Raw genomic sequence first — 21,691 nt, forward strand, 5'->3', positions numbered from 1 at the left:
CCCTGAGTTATAAATACACTGACAGCATCTAATGGCATTGGCTTAACTGCCGTCTTTCAGGGTGCAGCATGACACTTCCGATTTCGAAAAAATGGCTTGGCGGTATCGCGCTGTCGTGTGCTTTAGCCAGTGCGGCGCAAGCAACCGAGTTGCTGAATAGCTCCTACGACGTTTCGCGCGAACTGTTTGTTGCCCTGAATGCACCATTTGAAAAGCAGTGGGACGCTGCGCATCCCAATGACAAGCTGACCATCAAGCAGTCGCACGCCGGTTCTTCGAAGCAGGCGTTGGCGATTCTGCAAGGTCTGCGCGCCGATGTGGTGACTTACAATCAGGTTACCGATGTGCAGGTGCTGCATGACAAAGGCCAACTGATTCCCGCTGACTGGCAACAGCGTCTGCCAAACAGCAGCTCACCGTTTTACTCCACCATGGCGTTTCTGGTGCGTAAGGGTAATCCAAAGCAGATTCACAGCTGGGCCGATCTGGCGCGCGATAACGTGAAGCTGATTTTCCCAAATCCAAAAACGTCCGGTAACGGGCGTTATACCTATCTCGCCGCGTGGGGCGCTGCCGATCAGGCCGATGGCAACAATAAAGCTAAAACTGAAGCTTATATGGCGAAGTTCCTCAAGAACGTTGAAGTGTTTGATACCGGCGGTCGCGGCGCTACCACTACGTTTGCCGAGCGCGGCCTCGGCGATGTGCTGATCAGCTTTGAATCGGAAGTGAATAACATCCGTAATCAGTACGGCAAAGACCAGTACGACGTGATCGTGCCGAAAACCAATATTCTGGCGGAGTTCCCGGTGGCGTGGGTCGACAAAAATGTCGAGCACAACGGCACCACCGACGCGGCCAAAGCCTATCTGAATTATCTCTACACGCCTGAAGCGCAGAAAATTATCACCAGTTACTACTATCGCGTGAACAATGCGCAGTTGATGGCGGAGCAGAAAGATCGCTTCCCGCAGACTGAACTGTTCAACGTCAAAGATGCCTTTGGCGGCTGGGACAACGTGATGAAAATCCATTTCGCCAGTGGCGGTGAGCTGGACAAACTACTGGCAGCGGGGCGCGGTTAATGTTTGCGCTCGCTCAAAAACGTGTCTTGCCCGGCTTTGGATTGAGCCTCGGCACCAGCTTACTCTTCACCTGCCTGATTCTGCTGCTGCCGATCAGCGCGCTGCTGATGCAATTGTCGCAGATGACGCTGGCGCAATACTGGGATGTAATCACTCATCCACAGCTGGTTGCTGCGTACAAAGTGACGATTCTGGCAGCGGGCGTGGCTTCGCTGTTCAATGCGGTATTCGGCATGCTGATGGCGTGGATTTTGACCCGCTATCGCTTCCCCGGACGTACGCTGCTTGATGGTTTGATGGATCTGCCGTTTGCGCTGCCAACTGCGGTGGCGGGCTTAACGCTGGCAGGCCTGTTTTCGGTCAACGGCTGGTACGGCCAATGGCTGGCGCATTTTGATATCAAAGTCTCTTATACCTGGCTCGGTATTGCCGTGGCGATGGCCTTTACCAGCATCCCGTTTGTGGTGCGTACCGTGCAGCCGGTGCTGGAAGAGTTAGGTCCGGAATATGAAGAAGCAGCGGAAACCCTCGGCGCTACGCGCTGGCAGAGCTTCCGTCGCGTGGTGCTGCCAGAAGTGGCACCGGCGTTGCTGGCCGGTACCGCGCTGTCGTTTACCCGCAGTATCGGTGAGTTCGGCGCAGTGATCTTTATCGCCGGTAACATCGCGTGGAAAACCGAAGTGACTTCGCTGATGATTTTCGTGCGTCTGCAGGAGTTTGATTATCCGGCGGCGAGCGCCATCGCGTCAGTGATCATGGCCGCTTCCTTATTGCTGCTGTTCGCGATTAACACCTTGCAGAGCCGCTTTGGCCGTCGCTTAGGAGGCCACTGATGGCGGAAATTTCACACATCAATCACGCTGACCGCCAGCCAATCAACTGGGGTAAGTGGCTGCTGATTGGTATCGGCGCGCTGGTTTCCATCCTGCTGCTGGTGGTGCCGATGGTTTCCATCTTCTGGGAAGCGCTCAACCAGGGTTTGGTTGCCTCGCTGAATAACCTGAAAGATGGTGACATGCTGCACGCCATCTGGCTGACCCTGTTAGTGGCGCTGATTACCGTGCCGGTCAATATGGTGTTCGGTACGCTGCTGGCGTGGCTGGTAACGCGCTTTACTTTCCCTGGTCGCCAGCTGCTGTTGACGCTGTTTGATATCCCGTTTGCGGTGTCGCCGGTGGTTGCCGGTTTGATGTATCTGCTGTTCTGGGGCGTCAACGGTCCTGCCGGTGGCTGGCTGGATGCGCACAACATTCAGATTATGTTCTCCTGGCCGGGCATGGTGTTGGCCACCATCTTCGTTACCTGTCCGTTTGTGGTGCGTGAGTTGGTGCCGGTGATGCTGAGCCAGGGTAGCCACGAAGATGAAGCAGCGGTGCTGCTGGGCGCATCCGGCTGGCAGATGTTCCGCCGCGTGACGCTGCCAAATATCCGCTGGGCGCTGATGTACGGCGTGGTTCTGACCAACGCACGAGCGATTGGTGAATTTGGTGCGGTCTCGGTGGTTTCGGGATCGATTCGCGGCGAAACCTATACCTTGCCGCTTCAGGTTGAATTACTGCATCAGGATTACAACACCGTGGGCGCCTTTACCGCCGCCGCGCTGCTGACCCTGATGGCAATTGTAACGCTGTTTCTGAAAAGCGTGGTGCAGTGGCGATTAGAGCATCAGCAGAAGCGCCTACAGGAGGAAAATCATGAGCATTGAGATTAAACAAATCAACAAATCGTTTGACCGCACGTCGGTACTGAACGACATCTCTCTGGATATTCCTTCCGGCAAGATGGTGGGGCTGCTGGGGCCGTCCGGCTCCGGTAAAACAACGCTGCTGCGTATCATCGCTGGGCTGGAACATCAGAACAGCGGACAAATCCATTTCAATGGCAAAGACGTCAGTCGCATCCATGCGCGCGATCGTCAGGTGGGCTTCGTTTTCCAGCATTACGCGCTGTTCCGCCACATGACGGTGTTCGACAACATCGCCTTTGGCCTGACGGTGCTGCCACGTCGCGAACGTCCGAGCGCTGCTGAAATCAAACAGCGCGTTACGCGTCTGCTTGAGATGGTACAACTTTCCCATCTCGGTAATCGCTTCCCGGCCCAGTTGTCTGGTGGACAGAAACAGCGTGTGGCGCTGGCGCGTGCCTTGGCGGTAGAACCGCAAATTTTGCTACTGGATGAGCCGTTTGGCGCGCTTGATGCGCAGGTGCGTAAAGAGCTGCGTCGCTGGCTGCGTCAGCTGCATGAAGAGTTGAAATTCACCAGCGTGTTCGTCACCCACGATCAGGAAGAAGCGATGGAAGTCGCGGACACCGTGGTGGTGATGAGCCAGGGCAACATCGAACAGGTTGGCACACCAGATGACGTGTGGCGCGACCCGGCGACGCGCTTTGTGCTCGAATTCCTCGGTGAAGTGAATCGCTTTGCAGGCGAAGTGCACGGCTCGCAGTTCCATGTTGCCGCGCATCGCTGGCCGCTGGGCTATACGCCAGCGCATCAGGGCGAAGTTGAGCTGTTTTTGCGTCCGTGGGAAATCGATATTTCACGCCAGAGCAGTCTGGAAACGCCTTTGCCGGTGCAAGTGCTGGAGATCAGTCCGCGTGGCCACTTCTGGCAGTTGGTAGTGCAGCCGAGCGGTTGGCAGGGCGACGTGTTCTCGGTGGTGTTTGATGGCGACCATAACGCACCGATTCGCGGTGAACGCCTGTTCGTTGGCCTGCAACAGGCGCGAATTTACCATGGCACTACGCCGCTGCGCCCGGTTGCCTTTGCCGAGAGCGCCTGATATTTTTGACACTCCTTCGGGCGGGACTTTCCCGCCCGTTTTATTTGCACTTCTTTCGTCTGGAATCAAACCGTGACCACACTGGAAAATACCATCGGCAATACGCCGTTGATTAAGTTGCAGCGCCTGACGCCTGATAACGGCAGCGAGATCTGGCTAAAGCTGGAGGGCAACAATCCAGCCGGTTCCGTGAAAGATCGTGCGGCCTGGTCGATGATTCATCAGGCGGAGTTGCGCGGTGATATCAAGCCGGGGGATACCTTGATTGAAGCCACCAGCGGCAATACCGGCATTGCGCTGGCGATGATCGCTGCGATGAAAGGCTACAAGCTGCGCCTGTTGATGCCCGATAACATGAGCCAGGAGCGTCAGGACGCGATGCGTGCTTACGGTGCTGAATTGCTGCTGGTAACGCGCGAGCAAGGCATGGAAGGGGCGCGCGATTTGGCGCAGGCGATGGCTGATCGTGGTGAAGGGCGCGTGCTGGATCAGTTCAACAATCCCGATAATCCGCTGGGACACTATCTCACCACCGGCCCGGAAATCTGGCAGCAAACCGCTGGCCGCATGACGCATTTTGTCTCCAGCATGGGCACTACCGGCACCATTACCGGCGTGGGACGTTACCTGAAAGAGTTCGCGCCTGCGGTGCAGGTGATTGGCCTGCAGCCGCAAGAGGGCAGTAGCATTCCCGGTATACGTCGCTGGCCCGAAGCCTATCTGCCCGGTATTTTCCGTCCGGAGCTGGTGGATGAGGTGATCGATATGGCGCAGCGCGAAGCGGAAGAGACCATGCGCGCGCTGGCGCAGCGTGAAGGGATTTTCTGTGGCGTTAGCTCTGGCGGCGCGGTGGCGGGCGCCTTGCGTATCGCAACCGCGCAGCCAGGCAGCGTGGTGGTAGCGATTGTTTGCGATCGTGGCGATCGCTATCTCTCCACCGGCGTTTTCCATTGAGCGATTTTCCCCGCATTTAATTTGGCCTATGCATACCTTTAAAGTATGACTGGGCCATTTTTGTCTATAGTTCCCCTAATAATCGTCTAGCGTAAGCACTGTAAGGATCGCGTAAAACCGGCTGCGTTCGCGGCGGAGTCAGGACAAAATAGCGGCAATTTTGTACGAGAGATAAAAATGAAAATCCTGCTGGTTGATGATGATGTAGAGCTTGGCACCATGCTAAGCCAATACCTGATTGCGGAAGGCTTCGAAACGCAATTGGTTTTAACCGGAAGCGCCGGTGTTGAAGGTGCGCTATCGGGTAATTATACCGCGATGATTCTCGACATCATGCTGCCTGATATGAGCGGTATCGATGTGCTGCGTCAGGTGCGCCAGAACAGCCGTTTGCCGGTGATTATGCTGACGGCGAAAGGCGACAACATCGATCGTGTTATCGGCCTCGAAATGGGCGCGGATGATTACATGCCGAAACCGTGTTACCCGCGTGAACTGGTGGCACGTCTGCGTGCCGTGCTGCGTCGCTTTGAAGATCAAACTCCGCTGCCGGATAAGAAAGAGCTGCTGCGCTGGGGCGATCTGAGCCTCAATCCCGCCACACGTATCACCGAATGGCAGGGCAAAGCGTTCGACCTGACGGCTTCTGAGTTCAATCTGCTGGATCTGCTGCTGCGTGCGCCGGACCGCGTGGTATCGAAAGATGAGCTGTCGGAAAAAGGCCTTGGCCGTCCGCGCGAAGCTTACGATCGTAGCGTTGATGTGCATATCAGCAACATCCGTCAAAAGCTGGCTGCGTTAACCGCCGACAGCGTCAATATTGAAACTGTGCGCAGCATTGGTTATCGCATTCGATGAAACACAGCTATCGCGGCCGCATGTTCTGGAAGATTTTGCTCGGCTTCTGGATTGTGTTTGTCATCATCAGCCAGCTGTTGTGGCTGGGCTTTACGCTCTCCGGTAATCGACATGAGCCGCCCGAGATTGTCGCGATTCGCCGTATCGTTAATCTGCAAATGGCTTCCGCCGTCTCAGTGCTGGAGCGCGGCGGGCTGAGCTCGCTGGATGACATGATGGCGGACTGGGAGCCGAACGATCGTCAGTTTTTCTCCGTCATTCAGCACGATAAACCCGTTACCACGCCGGGCGATGCGCCACCGGAAACCTTTAGCGCACCGTTTCATGGGCCTTTTCCCAATGTGATTGTGCGTTGGGTGAAAGGGCAGGATGGTAAACAGTACGAGTTGCGTTATGACGTTAAAGGCCTGCGTGAAGATAGCTCAATGGGCGGCGGCGGCCCGCGTCGCATCCTGAATATCCCAGAACCGATGTTTACTTTCGCTGGTGCATTGGGGCTGCTGTTTAGCCTGCTGCTGGCGTGGAACCTGACGCGGCCGATGCGGCAGCTGCGCGAGGGCTTTGCGCGTGTCTCCAGCGGCGATTTGTCGGTGCGGCTCTATCCGGTGATGCGTAAACGCCATGACGAGCTGTCAAACGTTGCGCAGGATTTTGATGCGATGGTGGAGCGCCTCGATACGCTGGTGAAAGCGCGTGAGGAGCTGCTGCATGATATCTCCCACGAGCTACGTTCACCGCTGGCGCGATTGCAGTTGGCGACCGGCTTAGCACGTCAGACCCCAGAATCCGTCGAATCCTCACTCAATCGTATTGATGAGGAGGCCCGACGCCTCGACAAGATGATTGGTGAGTTGCTGACACTTTCGCGTGCTGAGCACGAGAGTATGCCGGGCGAACAGTATTTCGACCTTACCGGCCTGCTGCATGCGGTAGTGACTGATGTGCGCTACGAGGCGCAAATTCCAGGCGTGAAAGTCGATTTTCAGGTTGATGAGAACGCGGATTACACCGTGCACGGCAATGCAGAGCTGATTCGCCGTGGCGTGGAGAATGTGCTGCGCAATGCGCTGCGTTTCTCGCATAAAGGTCAGCACATCAATGTGCGCCTGCAGGCGGAGAATCAGTGGCTGGCGATTAGCGTGCGCGATCAAGGGCCGGGCGTTGACGATGAAAAGCTCTCGAGCATCTTTGATCCGTTCGTCCGCGTGAATTCTCCGCTGATGGGCAAAGGCTATGGCTTGGGGCTATCAATTGTGCGTAAGGTGATTTTGGCGCATCACGGTGAAGTTCAGGCGGTAAATCGCCCGGAAGGGGGTCTGGAGCTGACATTAAGGTTGCCGCGCTGGAAGCCGGAATGAGGCTTGGTGTGGTCGGTCAGGACGACGGGGCAGATCGTAAAGACGGCATAAACCGTCCCTGGGCCTCGGCTCGCGCCTTCCCTGGTGCGAGACGCTTTACTCCTCTGGCCCGTCGTCCTGACCTCACCTCGCGCATTCAGAACTCTAATTTTTAAGTAAACAAAAACGGCACCCATTGGGTGCCGTTTTACAATTCTCACGAATCAGCCGAAGCTTACTTCTTGATGCGGATAACCGGAGTCTCGCCCACAGTTACCTGACCGGAGAGTTTGATCAGATCTTTAATCTCGTCCATGTTCGAGATTACAACCGGCGTCAGCGTGGATTTCGCTTTCTCTTCCAGCAGTGCCAGATCAAACTCGATCACCACGTCGCCTTTCTTAACCTTCTGGCCTTCTTCAGCGATGCGTTTGAAACCTTCACCTTTGAGCTCAACCGTGTCGATACCGAAGTGAACAAACAGTTCGATGCCGTTATCAGACTCGATTGAAAATGCGTGGTTAGTTTCGAAAATCTTGCCGATAGTACCATCAACCGGTGCAACCATTTTGTTGCCGGTTGGTTTGATTGCGATACCGTCACCAACGATTTTCTCAGCGAATACCACATCAGGTACGTCTTCGATATTTACGATTTCGCCTGACAGAGGCGCAACGATATCAATAGTGCCTGACGCGCTCTCTGATTTTTCGCCAAAAAGTTTAGAAAACAAACCCATGATCTTCTCCTAAGCAGTAATTTGAGGCTAGCGTCCGTGGATCAGCAGAGCGTTTTTTCTTTAATGAACTTGTTGACCAAATTCATCAAATCATCCGCTGTTGGTTGATCCAGAGCCTGCTCCGCCAATGCCTTCGCATCTTCGAAATTAGTATTACGAATGATTTTCTTGATGCTTGGGATTGAAATGGCGCTCATGCTGAATTCGTCCAGCCCCATTCCCAGTAACAGTAGTGTAGCACGTTCATCACCAGCCAGCTCACCACACATGCCGGTCCATTTCCCTTCGGCATGTGATGCGTCGATCACTTGCTTAATGAGGCCAAGAACAGACGGCGTCATTGGGTTGTAGAGGTGTGAAATCAAATCATTACCACGATCGACCGCCAGAGTATACTGCGTCAGGTCATTTGTCCCAATACTAAAGAAGTCGACTTCTTTCGCCAGGTGGCGAGCAATCACTGCGGATGCTGGCGTTTCAACCATGATGCCCACTTCAATGGACTCATCAAAGGATTTGCCTTCTTCGCGCAGTTGCGCTTTCAGCAGCTCGAGCTCGCCTTTCAGAATGCGAACTTCTTCTACTGAAATGATCATTGGGAACATGATGCGCAGTTTACCGAAAGAGGATGCACGCAGAATCGCGCGCAGCTGCGCATGCAGAATCTCTTTGCGGTCCATCGCGATACGAATCGCGCGCCAGCCGAGGAACGGGTTGTCTTCTTTTGGCAGGTTCATGTAAGGCAGATCTTTATCGCCGCCGATGTCCATGGTACGCACGATAACCGCCTGCGAACCCACAGCTTCAGCAACCGCTTTGTAAGCCTGGAACTGCTCTTCTTCAGTTGGCAGTGAATCGCGGTCCATAAACAGGAACTCGGTACGATACAAGCCAACACCTTCTGCGCCGTTGCGCTCTGCACCAGCGACATCGCGCACGGTACCGATGTTAGCGCAGACTTCAACCTGATGGCCGTCCAGCGTAATGGCCGGCAGATCTTTCAGTTTCGCCAGTTCATGCTTCTCAGACAGATATTGCGTCTGGATCGCTTTCAGCTCTTCCAGTTCCTGCTCTGAAGGATTGACGTAAATCTTGTTGTTCACGCCATCAATAATCAGGAAATCACCGTTTTTCACGGTGGTGGTCACATTACCGGTGCCGACAATCGCAGGCAACTCGAGTGAACGCGCCATGATAGAGGTGTGAGAGGTACGTCCACCAATATCGGTGATAAAGCCCAGCACCTTTTTCAGGTTCAGCTGTGCGGTTTCTGACGGCGTTAAATCTTTCGCCACCAGAATAGATTCTTCAGCAATCGCGCTCAGATCGACAATGTGCAGACCAAGAATGTTCTGCAGCAGACGCTTACCGATATCACGTACGTCAGCCGCACGCTCTTTCAGGTATTCGTCATCCAGCTCTTCCAGGGCAACGGCCTGGCCTTCAATCACGGTGTGAGCGGCGGCGTCAGCGGTAGCGTGGTCTTTTTTGATGAGGTCGATGATTTCCTGCTCAAGCTCTTCGTCTTCGAGCAGCATGATGTGACCTTCAAAGATCGCCGCTTTCTCTTCACCGAAGGTTTCACCGGCTTTAATGCGAATGGCTTCGAGCTGTGAAGCAGCTTTGCTGCGTCCATCGAGGAAGCGCTGAACTTCCTGCTCAACCTGATCGTCAGTAATTTTTTTACGGCTAATGACGATCTCATCTTCCTTCAGCAAAAGTGCGTTGCCGAAAGCGATACCCGGTGATGCTAAAATGCCTGAAATCATAACCCTACCTTTTAATCACGATGGCTCATTGACCCGATGCGTCGCCACTGTCGCGGAGCAGTACTCTAAAGATGCAATAACGCGGACAGGTTGTCCGCGATCAAGATATTTGCACTCAATGGGGCAAAGGGGTCGGTTTAGTTGCGAACTGAGCCGGTTACTCCAGCTCAGCCATCAGCTTGACCAGGTGCTCAACCGCATTCTGCTCGTCTTCACCTTCGGCAGACAGCGTAACAACCGTACCTTGCGTCAGACCCAAAGTCTGCAGTTTGAACAGGCTTTTCGCGCTGGCAGATTTGCCATTGGAGGTCACAGTGATTTCTGACTGGAAAGCCTTTGCTTCTTTAACGAACTGGGCTGCAGGACGAGTATGAAGGCCGTTAGGTGCGGTAATGGTAACTTCTTGCTGGAACATTCTATTTCCCCAACTTTATCAGGTTTGGTGTTATGGATCTAAAGTCTAGCCTGGAGCCGTAACTTTAGCCTGTGTAGGTGCGCTGGTATGGTTTTAAGCTCACCATAAAATGCGCTTGAATGAGTACGTCATTAACAGTGACAGATCAAAAACTGCACGAATGCGTCACTCTTCTCATTATGCCGTGATTCGCCGTTTCGCCAAATCAGTAAATCGATTCAGCTTGATCCACTTCAAAGGCAGATTAATTTCAGGCACCGAAATAATTGGAAGCTTAAATACCAGAGCCGCGTCACTGAAAGCAATCTGTCTGGTGATAAAAGTGAGATCTGCACCACAAAAAAGCACCCGTGCGGGTGCTTTTTTCGTCAGTTTCAGACTTTGAGCATCACTGCTGCAGTTCTTTCTCAGTGAAGAGGTCGGCAAACAGTGCGGTACTTAAATAGCGTTCGCCGGAGGAGGGCAGGATCACCACGATGTTCTTGTTGGCGAAGGCTTCATCCTCTTGCAGCTTCAGTGCAGCGGCAACGGCAGCACCTGAAGAGATACCTGCCAGAATGCCTTCTTCTTCCATCAGCTGACGTGCGGTGCTAATGGCTTCTTCGTTGGTGATGGCGATTACGCGGTCAATCAATTTCAGGTCAAGGTTGCCAGGAATGAAGCCGGCACCAATGCCCTGAATTTTATGTGGACCCGGTTTGATCTCTTCGCCCGCCAGCGCCTGAGCGATGACCGGTGAATCGGTTGGCTCAACGGCAACGGTAATCAACTCTTTCTTGCCTTTAGTGTTCTTGATATAGCGGCTCACGCCAGTTAGCGTGCCGCCGGTGCCGACACCCGCGATGAATACGTCTACTTCACCGTCGGTATCTTCCCAGATTTCTGGGCCGGTGGTTTTTTCGTGGATTTCCGGGTTAGCGGGGTTGCTGAACTGCTGTAGCAGCACATATTTATCCGGATCGCTGGCGACAATTTCTTCTGCCTTCGCGATGGCACCTTTCATGCCTTTTGGACCTTCGGTCAGCACCAGGTTAGCACCCAACGCTTTCAGCAGCTTGCGGCGCTCAATAGACATGGTTTCTGGCATGGTCAGCGTCAGCTTGTAACCGCGCGCTGCGGCAACGTAAGCCAGCGCAATACCGGTATTACCGCTGGTGGGTTCCACCAGTTCAACGCCCGGCTTCAAAATACCGCGTTTTTCCGCGTCCCAAATCATATTGGCACCGATACGGCATTTGATGCTGAAGCTCGGGTTGCGCGACTCGACCTTAGCCAGAATGCGGCCGTTACCGATGCGGTTCAGTCGAACCAGCGGCGTATGACCAATTGTCAGAGAGTTGTCTTCATAGATCTTACTCATAGCTCGTCCTTAACTGTATGAAATATTGGGAACCCTCAGAGCATACCTGTTCTAATGATGTGCGGAAGGAAAGAAATCGCATATCTATATAGCGCACAACCATAAGCCTTACGCAAAAATGCATAAGGCATTTTAAAGCTTTAGCGGCGCGCATGTTGTGCATAATAACGATCGACCCACATGGCCGTTGCTCCGCATACCGCCACTGGCAGAATCGCCAGATTGATAATCGGGATCATGGTGAACAGGCTCACCAGCGCACCAAACTGCATATTGGCGCTTTTGTGCTGGCGCAGCGCCTGACGCATCTGCTGAAAACTCACTTTGTGGTTATCAAAGGGGTAATCGCAATACTGCACGGACAGCATCCACGCACTGAATAAAAACCATAGAACCGGTGCCACCGTTTGTCCAAATCCAGGGATGAAGTGCAGCAACAGCAAACCAAGCGCACGCGGCAAATAGTAGCCAATCTTCTGTAACTCTCGCTTCATGATGCGCGGTACATCTTTAACCATGGCCATCCAGCCACTATCGGGCAGTGGCGTTCCGGTCAATCGCCCTTCAAGCTGTTCGGCGAGCAAGCCACAGAAGGGCGCGGCAATCAGGTTCGCCAGCGTCGAAAAGAAGTAACTGAACACTAACACAATCGAAATCACCGATAGCGGCCACAGCAGATAACTTAGCCACTGCAACCAGTCGGGGATATGTGACATTAACGCTGGGATCCACTGGCCCAAGCGCTGAAACAGCCAGATAAAGGCACCGCCAAGCAGCACGATGTTGATCAGTAGTGGCATGATGACGTAGCGACGAATTCCGGGCAGGCGCACCAGTTTCCATCCTTCAGCGAAATAGTGAACACCATTAAAAGTTGAGACCGAATTTCCTGCGGGCATAGCGAGCCTTTCTCCTAAATATAGCGGCGCGACCATCATAACCTGGCTTTTTGTCGGCTTCAGGCCTGCTTTGCGCGAAAAAACAGCAAAAAAGCGTGGGGCAGCTATCTAATTTGTCAGAAAATACTGCACAGACTTGCACTTGTTTAGCTGGGCAAATACAGTTAGAGGATAAAGTTTGCCGTGGTGGCAAGGTATTGGAACAACAGAGAATACAATGATGCAGGATTTGCGTCTGATATTAATCGTTGTTGGCGCGATCGCCATAATAGCGCTGCTACTTCATGGACTGTGGACCAGCCGTAAAGAGCGCTCCTCCGTGTTTCGTGATCGCCCGCACAAACGTCTGAAACAGCGCGAAGAAGCCGATGAAGATCTGCTGAGCGAAGAAGATGATGGCGTCGGCGAAGTCCGTGTACGTCGTCATCGTGATGCGGATGAAGAACCTGAATTCACTGCGCGTCCAGCGAGCGCACCGCGTGCGCCTGAACCTGTGCGTCAACCGGCATCACGTCAGGCCGACCCGTTATTGGGCGATCCTTTGTTGGATGACGAACCTGAAGTGCGTAAGCCAGTGGCGCCGCAAGCGCTCGTGGCGAAGCCTACGCCAGCGCCTGCACCACAACCGATGCAGGCCGACCCACTGCTGGACAACGAACCGCTGTCCGCGACGCAGCCTGCGCCAGAATTCCTGACAGCTGAAGAGCCAGAATTCGAACCTGAAGCGCCAGTTGCACATCAACCGGAAGCACCACAGCCAGCGGCGGCTGCGCCGGGCAGTAAAAAAGAAGCGGTATTAGTGCTGCATGTTGCTGCACACGCGGGCGGCGAACTGAACGGTGAAGCGCTGTTGCAGGGTATTCTGCAGGCCGGATTCCAGTTTGGTGAGATGAACATTTTCCATCGCCATCTTAGCCCAGCAGGCAGCGGACCGGTGCTGTTTAGCCTGGCGAACATGGTGAAACCGGGTTCATTCGATCCGGATCAGATGGGCAATTTCTCAACGCCTGGCATCTCCATCTTTATGATGGTGCCGTCGTACGGCGATGCGAATCAGAACTTCAAACTGATGCTGCAATCCGCGCAGCGTATCGCTGATGATGTGGGCGGCGTGGTGCTGGATGATGAGCGTCGCATGATGACGCCGCAGAAGCTGGAAACCTACAAAACGCGTATTCGCGAAGTTATCGGTTAATCGCCGCTAGCTGAGTCAAAACAAATACAACCCCCGCATGTCGGGGGTTTTTTATCGGATAAGAGACTATGAAATCGGTTCAGGAGCAGATTACCGCGCTGCGCACCACGTTACGTCACCACGAATATCTCTACCACGTGATGGATACGCCGGAGATTCCGGATGCAGAGTATGACCGATTGATGGTTCAGCTGCGCGAGCTGGAAAGCGCTCATCCTGACTTGATTACGCCTGATTCCCCGACACAACGCGTGGGCGCGGCACCGCTGGCGGCTTTTGAGCAAGTGCGTCATGAAGTGCCGATGTTGTCGCTGGATAACACCTTTGATGAAGCGGGCTTCCTTGCCTTCAACAAACGCGTGCAGGATCGCCTTAAAAGCACTGACGAATTGACTTATTGCTGCGAGCTCAAGCTGGATGGCTTAGCGGTGAGTTTGCTGTATGAAGATGGCCTGCTGGTGCGCGCGGCGACACGCGGAGATGGCACTACCGGCGAAAACATCACGGCGAACGTGCGTACTATTCACGCCATTCCGCTGCGTCTGCATGGCGACAACATTCCCGCACGCGTTGAAGTGCGTGGCGAAGTATTCATCACCGAAAGCGGCTTTGAAAAGCTGAATGAAGAAGCACGCCGCACCGGCGCGAAAGTCTTTGCAAACCCCCGTAACGCAGCGGCCGGTTCGCTGCGTCAGCTCGATCCGCGCATTACCGCCAAACGTCCGCTGACCTTCTTCTGCTACGGTTTTGGTCTGCTGGAAGGCGGTGAAATGCCCGCCAGCCATTGGCAACGTCTGCAACAGTTTAAGGCGTGGGGATTGCCGGTCACCGATCGTATTCGCCTGGCACACAGCGCCGATGAAGTGTTGGCGTTTTATCGTCAGGTTGAGCAAGAGCGCCCGTCGCTCGGCTTCGACATTGATGGCGTGGTTATCAAGGTCGATTCACAGGCGCTGCAGGAGCAGCTCGGCTTTGTGGCGCGCGCACCGCGCTGGGCAGTGGCCTTTAAATTCCCGGCGCAGGAACAGATGACGTTCGTGCGCGATGTCGAATTCCAGGTAGGCCGCACCGGCGCGATTACGCCAGTGGCGCGACTGGAGCCGGTTCAGGTTGCCGGTGTTGTGGTGAGCAACGCAACTTTGCATAACGCTGATGAAATCGCCCGATTGGGATTGCGCATCGGCGACAAAGTGGTGATTCGCCGCGCCGGTGATGTGATTCCGCAAGTGGTCAATGTGGTGGAATCGGAGCGCCCGGAAGAGACGCGTGAAATCGTTTTTCCAAGTCATTGCCCGGTGTGCGGTTCAGACGTTGAACGCGTGGAGGGGGAAGTGGTGACGCGCTGCACCGGTGGTCTGATTTGTGGCGCGCAGCGCAAAGAAGCGCTCAAACATTTCGTTTCGCGTCGTGCGATGGATGTTGATGGCATTGGCGACAAAATCATCGATCAGCTGGTTGAGAAAGAGTACGTCTTAACGCCCGCCGATCTGTTCCGTCTTACCGCCGGTAAGCTAACCGGACTCGATCGCATGGGGCCGAAATCGGCGCAGAACGTGGTTGATGCGCTGGAAAAGGCCAAATCCACCACGCTGGCGCGTTTCCTCTATGCGCTGGGTATTCGTGAAGTCGGCGAAGCTACCGCCGCTAACCTTGCCAATCACTTTGGCGAGCTGGAAAAAGTGATGAACGCCGATCTTGATGCGCTAATTGAAGTGCAGGATGTCGGCAAAGTGGTGGCGGCGCATGTGCGTAATTTTATGGATGAAGAGAGCAACCGCGCCGTTATTCGCGATCTTACCGAAGAGATTGGCGTGCATTGGCCGCAGGTTAAAGTGGTCAATGTCGAAGAGATTGATAGTCCGTTTGCCGGTAAAACCGTGGTTTTGACCGGCTCTCTGTCGCAGATGAACCGTGATGATGCCAAAGAGCGTTTAGTGGCGCTGGGCGCTAAAGTGAGCGGCAGCGTGTCGAAGAAAACCGATTTACTGATTGCGGGTGAAGCGGCCGGTTCCAAGCTGGCGAAAGCGCAGGAACTCGGCATTGCGGTGATCGACGAAGCGGAAATGATTCGCCTGCTCGGAGCCTAACGTGGATAAACAGCAACTGGTTGAAATCGCCAATACCGTGATGCCGTTCGGCAAGTACAAGGGCAGAGTGCTGATTGATGTGCCGGAGGAGTATTTGCTGTGGTTCGCCCGCAAAGATGAATTTCCGGCCGGTAAGTTAGGCGAACTGATGCAGCTGACGCTGACGATTAAGATCGAAGGTCTGGAAGGTTTAATTAAACCGCTCAAGCGCAGTGAATAACAAAACGGCCCGCATTTGCGGGCCGTTTTACTTAGGACTTCTGCGCTTCGACTTGCTGCTGCGCCAGCCGTTTTTCATTGCCGGCTTTATAGCGCTGGGCAATGAAAGAACACACCATTAACTGCACCTGATGGAAGATCATCAGCGGCAGCACGATAATCCCCACGGAACTGGCCGGGAACAGGATGTTGGCCATCGGCACACCGTTCGCCAGACTCTTTTTCGAGCCACAGAACAGCACCACAATCTCATCCGCACGGCTAAAGCCAAACAAGCGCGATGCCGCCAGGTTAATCGCCAGTGCAATAAACAGTACCAGCACGCTGCCAACCAGAATCCACAGCAACGTATCCACGCCAACGCGATGCCAGATGCCGTTCACTACCGCTTCGCTGAACGCGGAGTAAACCACCAGCAGAATTGAGGTTTGGTCGGTTTTACCAATCAGGCTGCGATGTTTCTCAACCCACGCGCCAATCCAGCGACGCGACAAATGTCCTAAAACAAACGGCACCAGCAGTTGCAGCATGATTTTACCAATCTGCTCCAGGCCGTTGCCCGGCATTTCGCTATGCACATTCATTACCAGATTCACCAGCAGCGGCGAAACAAAAACGCCGAGCAGGCTGGATGCCGAAGCTGCGCATACCGCTGCGGCGACGTTACCGCCCGCCATTGAGGTGAAGGCGATAGACGACTGCACGGTCGCCGGCAGAATACACAGATAGATAAAGCCGGTGTAGATTTCCGGGCTGACGTTAACCGGATGCCACCAGACAATCAGCAAACCAATAATCGGGAAAATCACAAAGGTGCTGCACATAATCCACAAGTGCAAACGCCAGTGGCTGCTGCCGGCAATGATCTTCTCGCGTGACAGTTTGGCGCCATGCATAAAGAACAGCAGCGCAATGGCGGCGGTGGTCAGATATTCAAAGATGTCGACAAACACGCCTTTGGCAGGAACGAAGCTGGCCAGCAGCACGGTGATGATGAGTTTAATCATCATCGGATCGAGGCGTAAAAATCCCATTGTTAAAATCCGGTTAAATTTAAAAAATTGATGGTGCTGATTGTGCGCCCGCTGGGTTTAGAAATAAAATTGATTTATTGCATCAATCTATGAGCGATATCGATGAATTACACTTTACGTCAGCTGCGAACCTTTGTGGCGGTGGCGCATCACGGCAGCTTCAGTCTGGCGGGTCAAGCGATTGGTTTGAGTCAGTCGGCGGTAAGTCACAGCATTAAAGAGCTGGAAGCGGAAATGGGCGTACGTTTGCTGGATCGCACCACGCGAGAAGTGATGCTGACCGAAGCGGGGCAGCAGCTGGCCACGCGGCTTAATCGTTTATTGGAAGATCTCAATACCACGGTGTTGGATGTGCGCAGTTATGGCGAACAGCGCAGTGGCACGGTGCGTGTTGCCGCCAGCCAAACACCTTCTGCCCATCTTATGCCGCAGTGTCTGGCCAGCAGCCAGCAGCGCTATCCGGATATCCGTGTCATCCTGCATGACCGCGTGCAGCAATGGGTGCTGCAAAGCGTACGTAATGCGGAGGTCGATTTTGGTATTGTGATTGGCCCGCTTAACGACACCGATTTCGATAGCGAAGAGATTCTCCAGGAGCCTTTTTTGCTGCTGTGTCATGAAGATGACGAGCTGGCGCAAATTGAGCAGGCGCAGTGGTCGATGCTGGCTGGACGCAATATGGTGCTGCAGGATTATGCTTCTGGCAGCCGCGTATTGGTCGATGCCGCGCTGCAACAGCTGGCATTGAGTGTGAATGTGGTGCAGGAAATCGGCCATCCCGCCACGCTTTATCCGATGGTGGAAGCGGGGATTGGCATCAGTATTCTGCCCGCGCTGGCCTTGCCGTTGCCGTCAGGACGCAAACTCACGGTGCGACGTCTCTATCCGGAAATTAATCGCAGCCTGATGCTGATCAAGCGTAAAAATCGCTCGCTGACACCCGCCGCAGAAGCGATCTGGCAGGAAGTGCGTCAGCAGGCGGCCCTGCTGACGCAACAACGCATGCTAAAGCCGGCGTTTTAAACGTACACGTTGATCTGATTGGTATCGGTTGGACGGTTAATACCATCGGCTTTGTTCGCCGCTGGTTGCTGAGCTTCCTGTTTCTGCTGCGCTTTCTCGGCTTGCTGCTGCTCAATCTGCGCGATTTGCGCTTCAATCATTTGAATCTGTGATTGCAGCATCTGCTCCTGCTCCGATTTTTGTTCATCGGTGAGCGTATCGTCGCTGGAAAGATCTTTCAGCTGCTTGGTGATGGATTGAATCTGCTTGTTAAGGCTGGCGATTTCAGAGGTAGAACCGCCGCCGCTACTGGCGGTGCTGACACTACTAACGCTGGATATAGACATGGTTTTCTCCTTGCAATAGACCATTATCGTTATCGGTCAGAGCAGCGGGAGGCTTGAGGGCAGGGAGTGTTAAGCTTGCGAAAAGATGTGTTGGGATTTGGCGAGCGTGAGGACAAATTCTACGCATAGCAAAAAGGCGCCTTTAGGGCGCCTTTCTACATTGGTGGGTCGTGCAGGATTCGAACCTGCGACCAATTGATTAAAAGTCAACTGCTCTACCAACTGAGCTAACGACCCGAAGTGGTGGGTGATGACGGGCTCGAACCGCCGACCCCCTCCTTGTAAGGGAGATGCTCTACCAACTGAGCTAATCACCCACTTCGTACTGCTTAACAAGAGTGTCATCTGACTAAGATATGGTGGGTGATGACGGGCTCGAACCGCCGACCCCCTCCTTGTAAGGGAGATGCTCTACCAACTGAGCTAATCACCCATATCTTATCTCTTGTTCACTGCGGGCCATCTTTAAACCTTCTAAAGAGTGGTGGGTGATGACGGGCTCGAACCGCCGACCCCCTCCTTGTAAGGGAGATGCTCTACCAACTGAGCTAATCACCCCCGCTGTGTGGAGTCGCATTATAGGGATCCTTCAAAGTGAGTCAACGGTTTTTAAAACTTAAATGTGCGTTCGCTTTAAAAATAATCATCGTGGGGTGCTTTTCGCCAATGTGCTGGTTTTATTAGCAGAAAAGCGCACAGCAAACCGGGATGCCACCGCGACAATCATTGAGGAATCAGCCTCACCTGCTAGAATGTGCGCACTGTTTTTTCGCGTTAACCCGTTTTTTTGTCATCCAGACAATGAAACCTGCGCATTTAAGGCAATGCTGAATGAAAATCAAAACTCGCTTCGCACCCAGCCCAACCGGCTATCTGCACGTAGGCGGTGCTCGTACTGCTCTTTACTCCTGGCTTTATGCTCGCCATAACAAAGGCGAATTTGTTCTGCGTATCGAAGATACCGATCTGGAGCGTTCCACACCGGAAGCCATTGAAGCCATCATGGATGGTATGAACTGGCTGAGCCTTAACTGGGATGAAGGTCCGTATTATCAGACCAAGCGTTTTGATCGCTACAACGCGGTGATCGACGACATGCTGGAAGCGGGCACGGCCTATAAATGCTACTGCAGTAAAGAACGTCTTGATGCGCTGCGTGAAGAGCAGATGGAAAAGGGCGAAAAGCCGCGTTACGACGGCCGCTGCCGCGACAGCCATGAACATCACGCTGCTGATGAGCCGTGCGTGGTGCGCTTCCGCAACCCGCAGGATGGTTCTGTCATCTTTGACGATCAGATTCGTGGCCCGATTGAATTCAGCAATCAGGAGCTGGATGATCTGATCATTCGTCGTACCGACGGTTCGCCAACCTACAACTTCTGTGTAGTAGTGGATGACTGGGATATGGGCATCACTCACGTGATTCGTGGTGAAGACCATATCAACAACACGCCACGCCAGATCAACATCCTGAAAGCGATCGGTGCAGAAGTGCCAACCTATGCGCACGTCTCAATGATCCTTGGCGATGACAGTAAGAAGCTGTCTAAGCGTCATGGCGCGGTCGGTGTGATGCAGTATCGCGATGACGGTTATCTGCCGGAAGCGCTGCTCAACTATCTGGTGCGCCTCGGCTGGTCACATGGCGATCAGGAGATTTTCAGCGTGCCGGAAATGGCAGAGCTGTTCACACTGGATGCGGTGAGCAAATCGGCCAGTGCTTTCAACACTGAAAAATTGCAGTGGCTGAACCATCACTACATTAATACGCTGCCGCCAGAATATGTTGCTACGCAGCTGCAATGGCACATTGAGCAGCAGAAGATTGATACCCGCACTGGTCCAGAACTGGCCAAGCTGGTTACCTTGCTGGGCGAGCGTTGCAAAACTCTGGTAGAGATCGCGGCATCTTGCCGTTACTTCTATGAAGAGTTTGAAGCCTTTGATGCTGACGCGGCGAAGAAGCATCTGCGTCCGGTCGCGCGTCAGCCGCTGGAAGTGGTACGCGACAAACTGGGCGCCATCAGCGACAGCAACTGGAACGCTGAGAATGTACATCATGCAATTCAGTCTGCGGCAGATGAGCTGGAGCTGGGCATGGGTAAAGTTGGAATGCCATTGCGTGTGGCGGTGACCGGTTCAGGCCAGTCACCGGCGCTGGATGTGACGGTAGAAGCGATTGGACGCAGCCGCAGCGTTGCGCGTATTGAGAAAGCGCTGGCATTCATCGCTGAGCGTGAAGCAAACGCATAATATGAAAAAGCCGGAAGCATCTGCTTCCGGCTTATTTATGCTTCCTGAATCCCCAGACGTTCCAGTACGCCTCGAATTCCCTCCCGCAGTAACAACGCCGCAAATTGCTCTTGCTCCGCTGCCGTCATTTGCTGGACAGAATTTATTAATAACGCAGGTAACGTATTTTGTTGTGCACCGTAATTAGCCGCGGGTTCGTTAGCGTGGCGGGTGGATTGAACAAAGCTCTTTACGCGCTCATCAATGTGGATCAATCGCGCTTTACCGCCCTGAACACCGGGCTTTGGCGTGGTTGTCCAGTTTTCACGCTTGATCCATTTATTCACCGTTTGCCGACTGTAGCCCGTTTCCAGCGCGAGCTCCTCGGGAGTAAGCCATTCCTTTTTCACGATGCAGTCCCTGTTAAATACATTAGTTCTACATATTACAACAAAACGTAACGGGGAAAAGTAACCTGGGTAGAAAATGCCTTCTGTACTCCAACAAAAGGCAAAATTCGGTTATTGTGCTTCGCTCACTGCGGGTTGTTCCGGACGGAAAGCGATGAAATAGGTGAGACCAACAAAAATTGCACCACCCACGCCGTTACCAAGGAACACCGCAATCACGTTTGGCGCAAATTCCGCCCAGCTCATCTGACCGGCAAAAATCGCCGCCGGAACAATAAACATGTTAGCGACAACGTGCTGGAAGCCAATCGCCACGAACGCCATTACCGGGAACCACATACCGAAGATTTTACCCACCACATCTTTACTGGCGAAGGCGAGCCACACCGCCAGACACACCAGCCAGTTGCAGCCCACGCCGGAAATAAAGGCGTGCAGGAAATCGGCATTCACTTTAGCGTGCGCAATTGCCACGGTTTTCTTCAGGTAATCGCCCTCGGTCATGCCCAGCATGTGACCAAAAAACCATGCTACCGCAACGCTGCCAATAAAATTAGCGACGGTCACCCAAAACCAGTTACGCAGTACGCTGAAGCCACTGATGCGACGCGCGAACCAGGCGATGGGCATCGTCATCATATTGCCGGTCAGCAGCTCACCGCCCGCCAGCACCGTCATGATCAAACCAACCGGGAACACCGCTGCGCCGAGCAGCACGCCGAATGAGCCCCATTCAGCAGGCAGTTGGTTAATGACATGCAGATCAAGCAGGAAACCGGTAGCGATAAACGCACCGGCCATAAAGCCAAGAATTAACAAGGTGGAGATAGGAAGGCGGCTTTTAGTCACGCCAGCTTGAATCGCCAGTTGGGCGATCTCTTTAGGTGTATGCAGCGACATAATTCACTTTTCTTATATGGATTAATGGGGGACGTTGCTGGCCGGTCATTGAGAGAACACCCTGGC

21 protein-coding genes and 4 tRNA genes are annotated in these 21,691 nt (G+C 53.8%); 12 read left to right on the plus strand and 13 right to left on the minus strand.

The features are described from left to right. Positions 1–68: 68 nt before the first annotated feature. The 7 genes from PanJK_RS13290 (at position 69) to PanJK_RS13320 (ending at position 7,038) form a co-directional block, all read left to right on the plus strand. Positions 69–1,085 (plus strand): sulfate ABC transporter substrate-binding protein, encoded by a 1,017-nt coding sequence (locus PanJK_RS13290; RefSeq protein WP_265300327.1) that lies wholly within the window; start codon positions 69–71, stop codon positions 1,083–1,085. Then, a complete protein-coding gene (gene cysT, locus PanJK_RS13295) occupies positions 1,085–1,918 on the plus strand; it encodes a sulfate/thiosulfate ABC transporter permease CysT (protein WP_256697047.1) in 834 nt (277 codons plus the stop codon). Before PanJK_RS13290 ends, cysT begins: the two co-directional genes overlap by 1 nt. After that, positions 1,918–2,790: a sulfate/thiosulfate ABC transporter permease CysW gene (cysW, locus tag PanJK_RS13300; protein WP_008107814.1), complete on the plus strand. Its 873-nt coding sequence runs from the start codon at positions 1,918–1,920 to the stop codon at positions 2,788–2,790. Before cysT ends, cysW begins: the two co-directional genes overlap by 1 nt. Beyond that, entirely contained in the window at positions 2,780–3,868 is a 1,089-nt protein-coding gene (cysA, locus tag PanJK_RS13305) for a sulfate/thiosulfate ABC transporter ATP-binding protein CysA (protein WP_008107812.1), read from the plus strand. The genes cysW and cysA overlap by 11 nt, the downstream gene beginning before the upstream one ends. Positions 3,869–3,940: 72 nt before the next feature. Further along, positions 3,941–4,822, plus strand: a complete 882-nt coding sequence (cysM, locus tag PanJK_RS13310) for a cysteine synthase CysM (RefSeq protein WP_008107811.1) — start codon at positions 3,941–3,943, stop codon at positions 4,820–4,822. Between the two features lie 177 nt (positions 4,823–4,999). Continuing rightward, positions 5,000–5,680, plus strand: a complete 681-nt coding sequence (locus PanJK_RS13315; RefSeq protein WP_008107810.1) for a response regulator transcription factor — start codon at positions 5,000–5,002, stop codon at positions 5,678–5,680. Next, positions 5,677–7,038 carry an ATP-binding protein gene (locus PanJK_RS13320; protein WP_265300333.1) on the plus strand — a complete coding sequence of 454 codons (1,362 nt, stop codon included), beginning with the start codon at positions 5,677–5,679 and terminating at the stop codon, positions 7,036–7,038. Before PanJK_RS13315 ends, PanJK_RS13320 begins: the two co-directional genes overlap by 4 nt. A 214-nt stretch (positions 7,039–7,252) precedes the next feature. On the opposite strand, the gene crr is transcribed toward PanJK_RS13320, so the two are convergent. From crr to cysZ, 5 genes are all read right to left on the minus strand, one after another. Next, positions 7,253–7,756, minus strand: a complete 504-nt coding sequence (gene crr / locus PanJK_RS13325; RefSeq protein ID WP_008107804.1) for a PTS glucose transporter subunit IIA — start codon at positions 7,754–7,756, stop codon at positions 7,253–7,255. 41 nt (positions 7,757–7,797) lie between these two features. After that, complete coding sequence (ptsI, locus tag PanJK_RS13330; RefSeq protein ID WP_008107802.1) at positions 7,798–9,525, minus strand: phosphoenolpyruvate-protein phosphotransferase PtsI; 1,728 nt, start codon at positions 9,523–9,525, stop codon at positions 7,798–7,800. Positions 9,526–9,682: 157 nt separating this feature from the next. Next, positions 9,683–9,940: a phosphocarrier protein Hpr gene (ptsH, locus tag PanJK_RS13335; protein ID WP_008107792.1), complete on the minus strand. Its 258-nt coding sequence runs from the start codon at positions 9,938–9,940 to the stop codon at positions 9,683–9,685. Between the two features lie 388 nt (positions 9,941–10,328). Further along, entirely contained in the window at positions 10,329–11,300 is a 972-nt protein-coding gene (gene cysK / locus PanJK_RS13340) for a cysteine synthase A (protein ID WP_008107790.1), read from the minus strand. A gap of 140 nt (positions 11,301–11,440) precedes the next feature. Beyond that, complete coding sequence (gene cysZ, locus PanJK_RS13345) at positions 11,441–12,199, minus strand: sulfate transporter CysZ (protein WP_265300336.1); 759 nt, start codon at positions 12,197–12,199, stop codon at positions 11,441–11,443. Between the two features lie 217 nt (positions 12,200–12,416). Between cysZ and zipA the strand changes: the two genes are divergently transcribed. The 3 genes from zipA to PanJK_RS13360 all read left to right on the plus strand — a co-directional run bounded on the left by zipA (position 12,417) and on the right by PanJK_RS13360 (position 15,701). Then, positions 12,417–13,394: a cell division protein ZipA gene (zipA, locus tag PanJK_RS13350; RefSeq protein WP_265300338.1), complete on the plus strand. Its 978-nt coding sequence runs from the start codon at positions 12,417–12,419 to the stop codon at positions 13,392–13,394. A 68-nt stretch (positions 13,395–13,462) separates the two neighbouring features. Further along, positions 13,463–15,481: an NAD-dependent DNA ligase LigA gene (ligA, locus tag PanJK_RS13355; protein ID WP_265300340.1), complete on the plus strand. Its 2,019-nt coding sequence runs from the start codon at positions 13,463–13,465 to the stop codon at positions 15,479–15,481. A 1-nt stretch (position 15,482) separates the two neighbouring features. Then, positions 15,483–15,701, plus strand: a complete 219-nt coding sequence (locus PanJK_RS13360) for a DUF3820 family protein (RefSeq protein ID WP_008107783.1) — start codon at positions 15,483–15,485, stop codon at positions 15,699–15,701. Positions 15,702–15,732: 31 nt separating this feature from the next. Here the strand turns inward: PanJK_RS13360 and PanJK_RS13365 are convergent, their stop codons facing one another. Continuing rightward, positions 15,733–16,734 carry a bile acid:sodium symporter family protein gene (locus tag PanJK_RS13365; protein ID WP_256697040.1) on the minus strand — a complete coding sequence of 334 codons (1,002 nt, stop codon included), beginning with the start codon at positions 16,732–16,734 and terminating at the stop codon, positions 15,733–15,735. A gap of 102 nt (positions 16,735–16,836) precedes the next feature. Between PanJK_RS13365 and PanJK_RS13370 the strand changes: the two genes are divergently transcribed. Next, positions 16,837–17,757 (plus strand): LysR family transcriptional regulator, encoded by a 921-nt coding sequence (locus PanJK_RS13370; RefSeq protein WP_256697038.1) that lies wholly within the window; start codon positions 16,837–16,839, stop codon positions 17,755–17,757. Here the strand turns inward: PanJK_RS13370 and PanJK_RS13375 are convergent. The 5 genes from PanJK_RS13375 to PanJK_RS13395 all read right to left on the minus strand — a co-directional run bounded on the left by PanJK_RS13375 (position 17,754) and on the right by PanJK_RS13395 (position 18,641). Beyond that, complete coding sequence (locus PanJK_RS13375) at positions 17,754–18,083, minus strand: FlxA-like family protein (RefSeq protein ID WP_154155757.1); 330 nt, start codon at positions 18,081–18,083, stop codon at positions 17,754–17,756. The two genes, PanJK_RS13370 and PanJK_RS13375, sit on opposite strands and share 4 nt — an antisense overlap. A gap of 161 nt (positions 18,084–18,244) precedes the next feature. After that, positions 18,245–18,320: transfer RNA gene (locus PanJK_RS13380), tRNA-Lys, on the minus strand. A gap of 4 nt (positions 18,321–18,324) precedes the next feature. After that, a tRNA-Val gene (locus PanJK_RS13385) sits at positions 18,325–18,400 on the minus strand. Between the two features lie 40 nt (positions 18,401–18,440). Next, a tRNA-Val gene (locus PanJK_RS13390) sits at positions 18,441–18,516 on the minus strand. 49 nt (positions 18,517–18,565) lie between these two features. After that, a tRNA-Val gene (locus tag PanJK_RS13395) sits at positions 18,566–18,641 on the minus strand. A gap of 273 nt (positions 18,642–18,914) precedes the next feature. On the opposite strand from PanJK_RS13395, the gene gltX reads away from it, so the two are divergent. After that, complete coding sequence (gene gltX, locus PanJK_RS13400; protein WP_265300344.1) at positions 18,915–20,336, plus strand: glutamate--tRNA ligase; 1,422 nt, start codon at positions 18,915–18,917, stop codon at positions 20,334–20,336. Between the two features lie 35 nt (positions 20,337–20,371). Here gltX and PanJK_RS13405 read toward each other — a convergent pair whose 3' ends face one another. Together PanJK_RS13405 and PanJK_RS13410 are read right to left on the minus strand one after the other, a co-directional pair. Continuing rightward, the gene (locus tag PanJK_RS13405) at positions 20,372–20,725 is read right to left on the minus strand and encodes a YfeC-like transcriptional regulator (protein ID WP_256697036.1); all 354 of its coding nucleotides are present in this window, start codon (positions 20,723–20,725) and stop codon (positions 20,372–20,374) included. A 111-nt stretch (positions 20,726–20,836) separates the two neighbouring features. Then, positions 20,837–21,625 carry a formate/nitrite transporter family protein gene (locus tag PanJK_RS13410; RefSeq protein ID WP_256697035.1) on the minus strand — a complete coding sequence of 263 codons (789 nt, stop codon included), beginning with the start codon at positions 21,623–21,625 and terminating at the stop codon, positions 20,837–20,839. Positions 21,626–21,691: the final 66 nt, after the last annotated feature.

The sequence above is a fragment of the Pantoea sp. JK genome, from assembly GCF_026130245.1.
GTDB classification, from domain to species: domain Bacteria; phylum Pseudomonadota; class Gammaproteobacteria; order Enterobacterales; family Enterobacteriaceae; genus Pantoea; species Pantoea trifolii.

Excerpts from the sequence above, each read along its gene's own strand:
- PanJK_RS13290 (WP_265300327.1), top strand. The coding sequence starts at position 69 with ATGACACTTCCGATTTCGAAAAAATGGCTTGGCGGTATCGCGCTGTCG.
- cysT (WP_256697047.1), top strand. The coding sequence starts at position 1,085 with ATGTTTGCGCTCGCTCAAAAACGTGTCTTGCCCGGCTTTGGATTGAGC.
- cysW (WP_008107814.1), top strand. The coding sequence starts at position 1,918 with ATGGCGGAAATTTCACACATCAATCACGCTGACCGCCAGCCAATCAAC.
- cysA (WP_008107812.1), top strand. The coding sequence starts at position 2,780 with ATGAGCATTGAGATTAAACAAATCAACAAATCGTTTGACCGCACGTCG.
- PanJK_RS13315 (WP_008107810.1), top strand. The coding sequence starts at position 5,000 with ATGAAAATCCTGCTGGTTGATGATGATGTAGAGCTTGGCACCATGCTA.
- PanJK_RS13320 (WP_265300333.1), top strand. The coding sequence starts at position 5,677 with ATGAAACACAGCTATCGCGGCCGCATGTTCTGGAAGATTTTGCTCGGC.
- crr (WP_008107804.1), bottom strand. The coding sequence starts at position 7,756 with ATGGGTTTGTTTTCTAAACTTTTTGGCGAAAAATCAGAGAGCGCGTCA.
- ptsI (WP_008107802.1), bottom strand. The coding sequence starts at position 9,525 with ATGATTTCAGGCATTTTAGCATCACCGGGTATCGCTTTCGGCAACGCA.
- ptsH (WP_008107792.1), bottom strand. The coding sequence starts at position 9,940 with ATGTTCCAGCAAGAAGTTACCATTACCGCACCTAACGGCCTTCATACT.
- cysK (WP_008107790.1), bottom strand. The coding sequence starts at position 11,300 with ATGAGTAAGATCTATGAAGACAACTCTCTGACAATTGGTCATACGCCG.
- cysZ (WP_265300336.1), bottom strand. The coding sequence starts at position 12,199 with ATGCCCGCAGGAAATTCGGTCTCAACTTTTAATGGTGTTCACTATTTC.
- zipA (WP_265300338.1), top strand. The coding sequence starts at position 12,417 with ATGATGCAGGATTTGCGTCTGATATTAATCGTTGTTGGCGCGATCGCC.
- ligA (WP_265300340.1), top strand. The coding sequence starts at position 13,463 with ATGAAATCGGTTCAGGAGCAGATTACCGCGCTGCGCACCACGTTACGT.
- PanJK_RS13365 (WP_256697040.1), bottom strand. The coding sequence starts at position 16,734 with ATGGGATTTTTACGCCTCGATCCGATGATGATTAAACTCATCATCACC.
- PanJK_RS13370 (WP_256697038.1), top strand. The coding sequence starts at position 16,837 with ATGAATTACACTTTACGTCAGCTGCGAACCTTTGTGGCGGTGGCGCAT.
- PanJK_RS13375 (WP_154155757.1), bottom strand. The coding sequence starts at position 18,083 with ATGTCTATATCCAGCGTTAGTAGTGTCAGCACCGCCAGTAGCGGCGGC.
- gltX (WP_265300344.1), top strand. The coding sequence starts at position 18,915 with ATGAAAATCAAAACTCGCTTCGCACCCAGCCCAACCGGCTATCTGCAC.
- PanJK_RS13410 (WP_256697035.1), bottom strand. The coding sequence starts at position 21,625 with ATGTCGCTGCATACACCTAAAGAGATCGCCCAACTGGCGATTCAAGCT.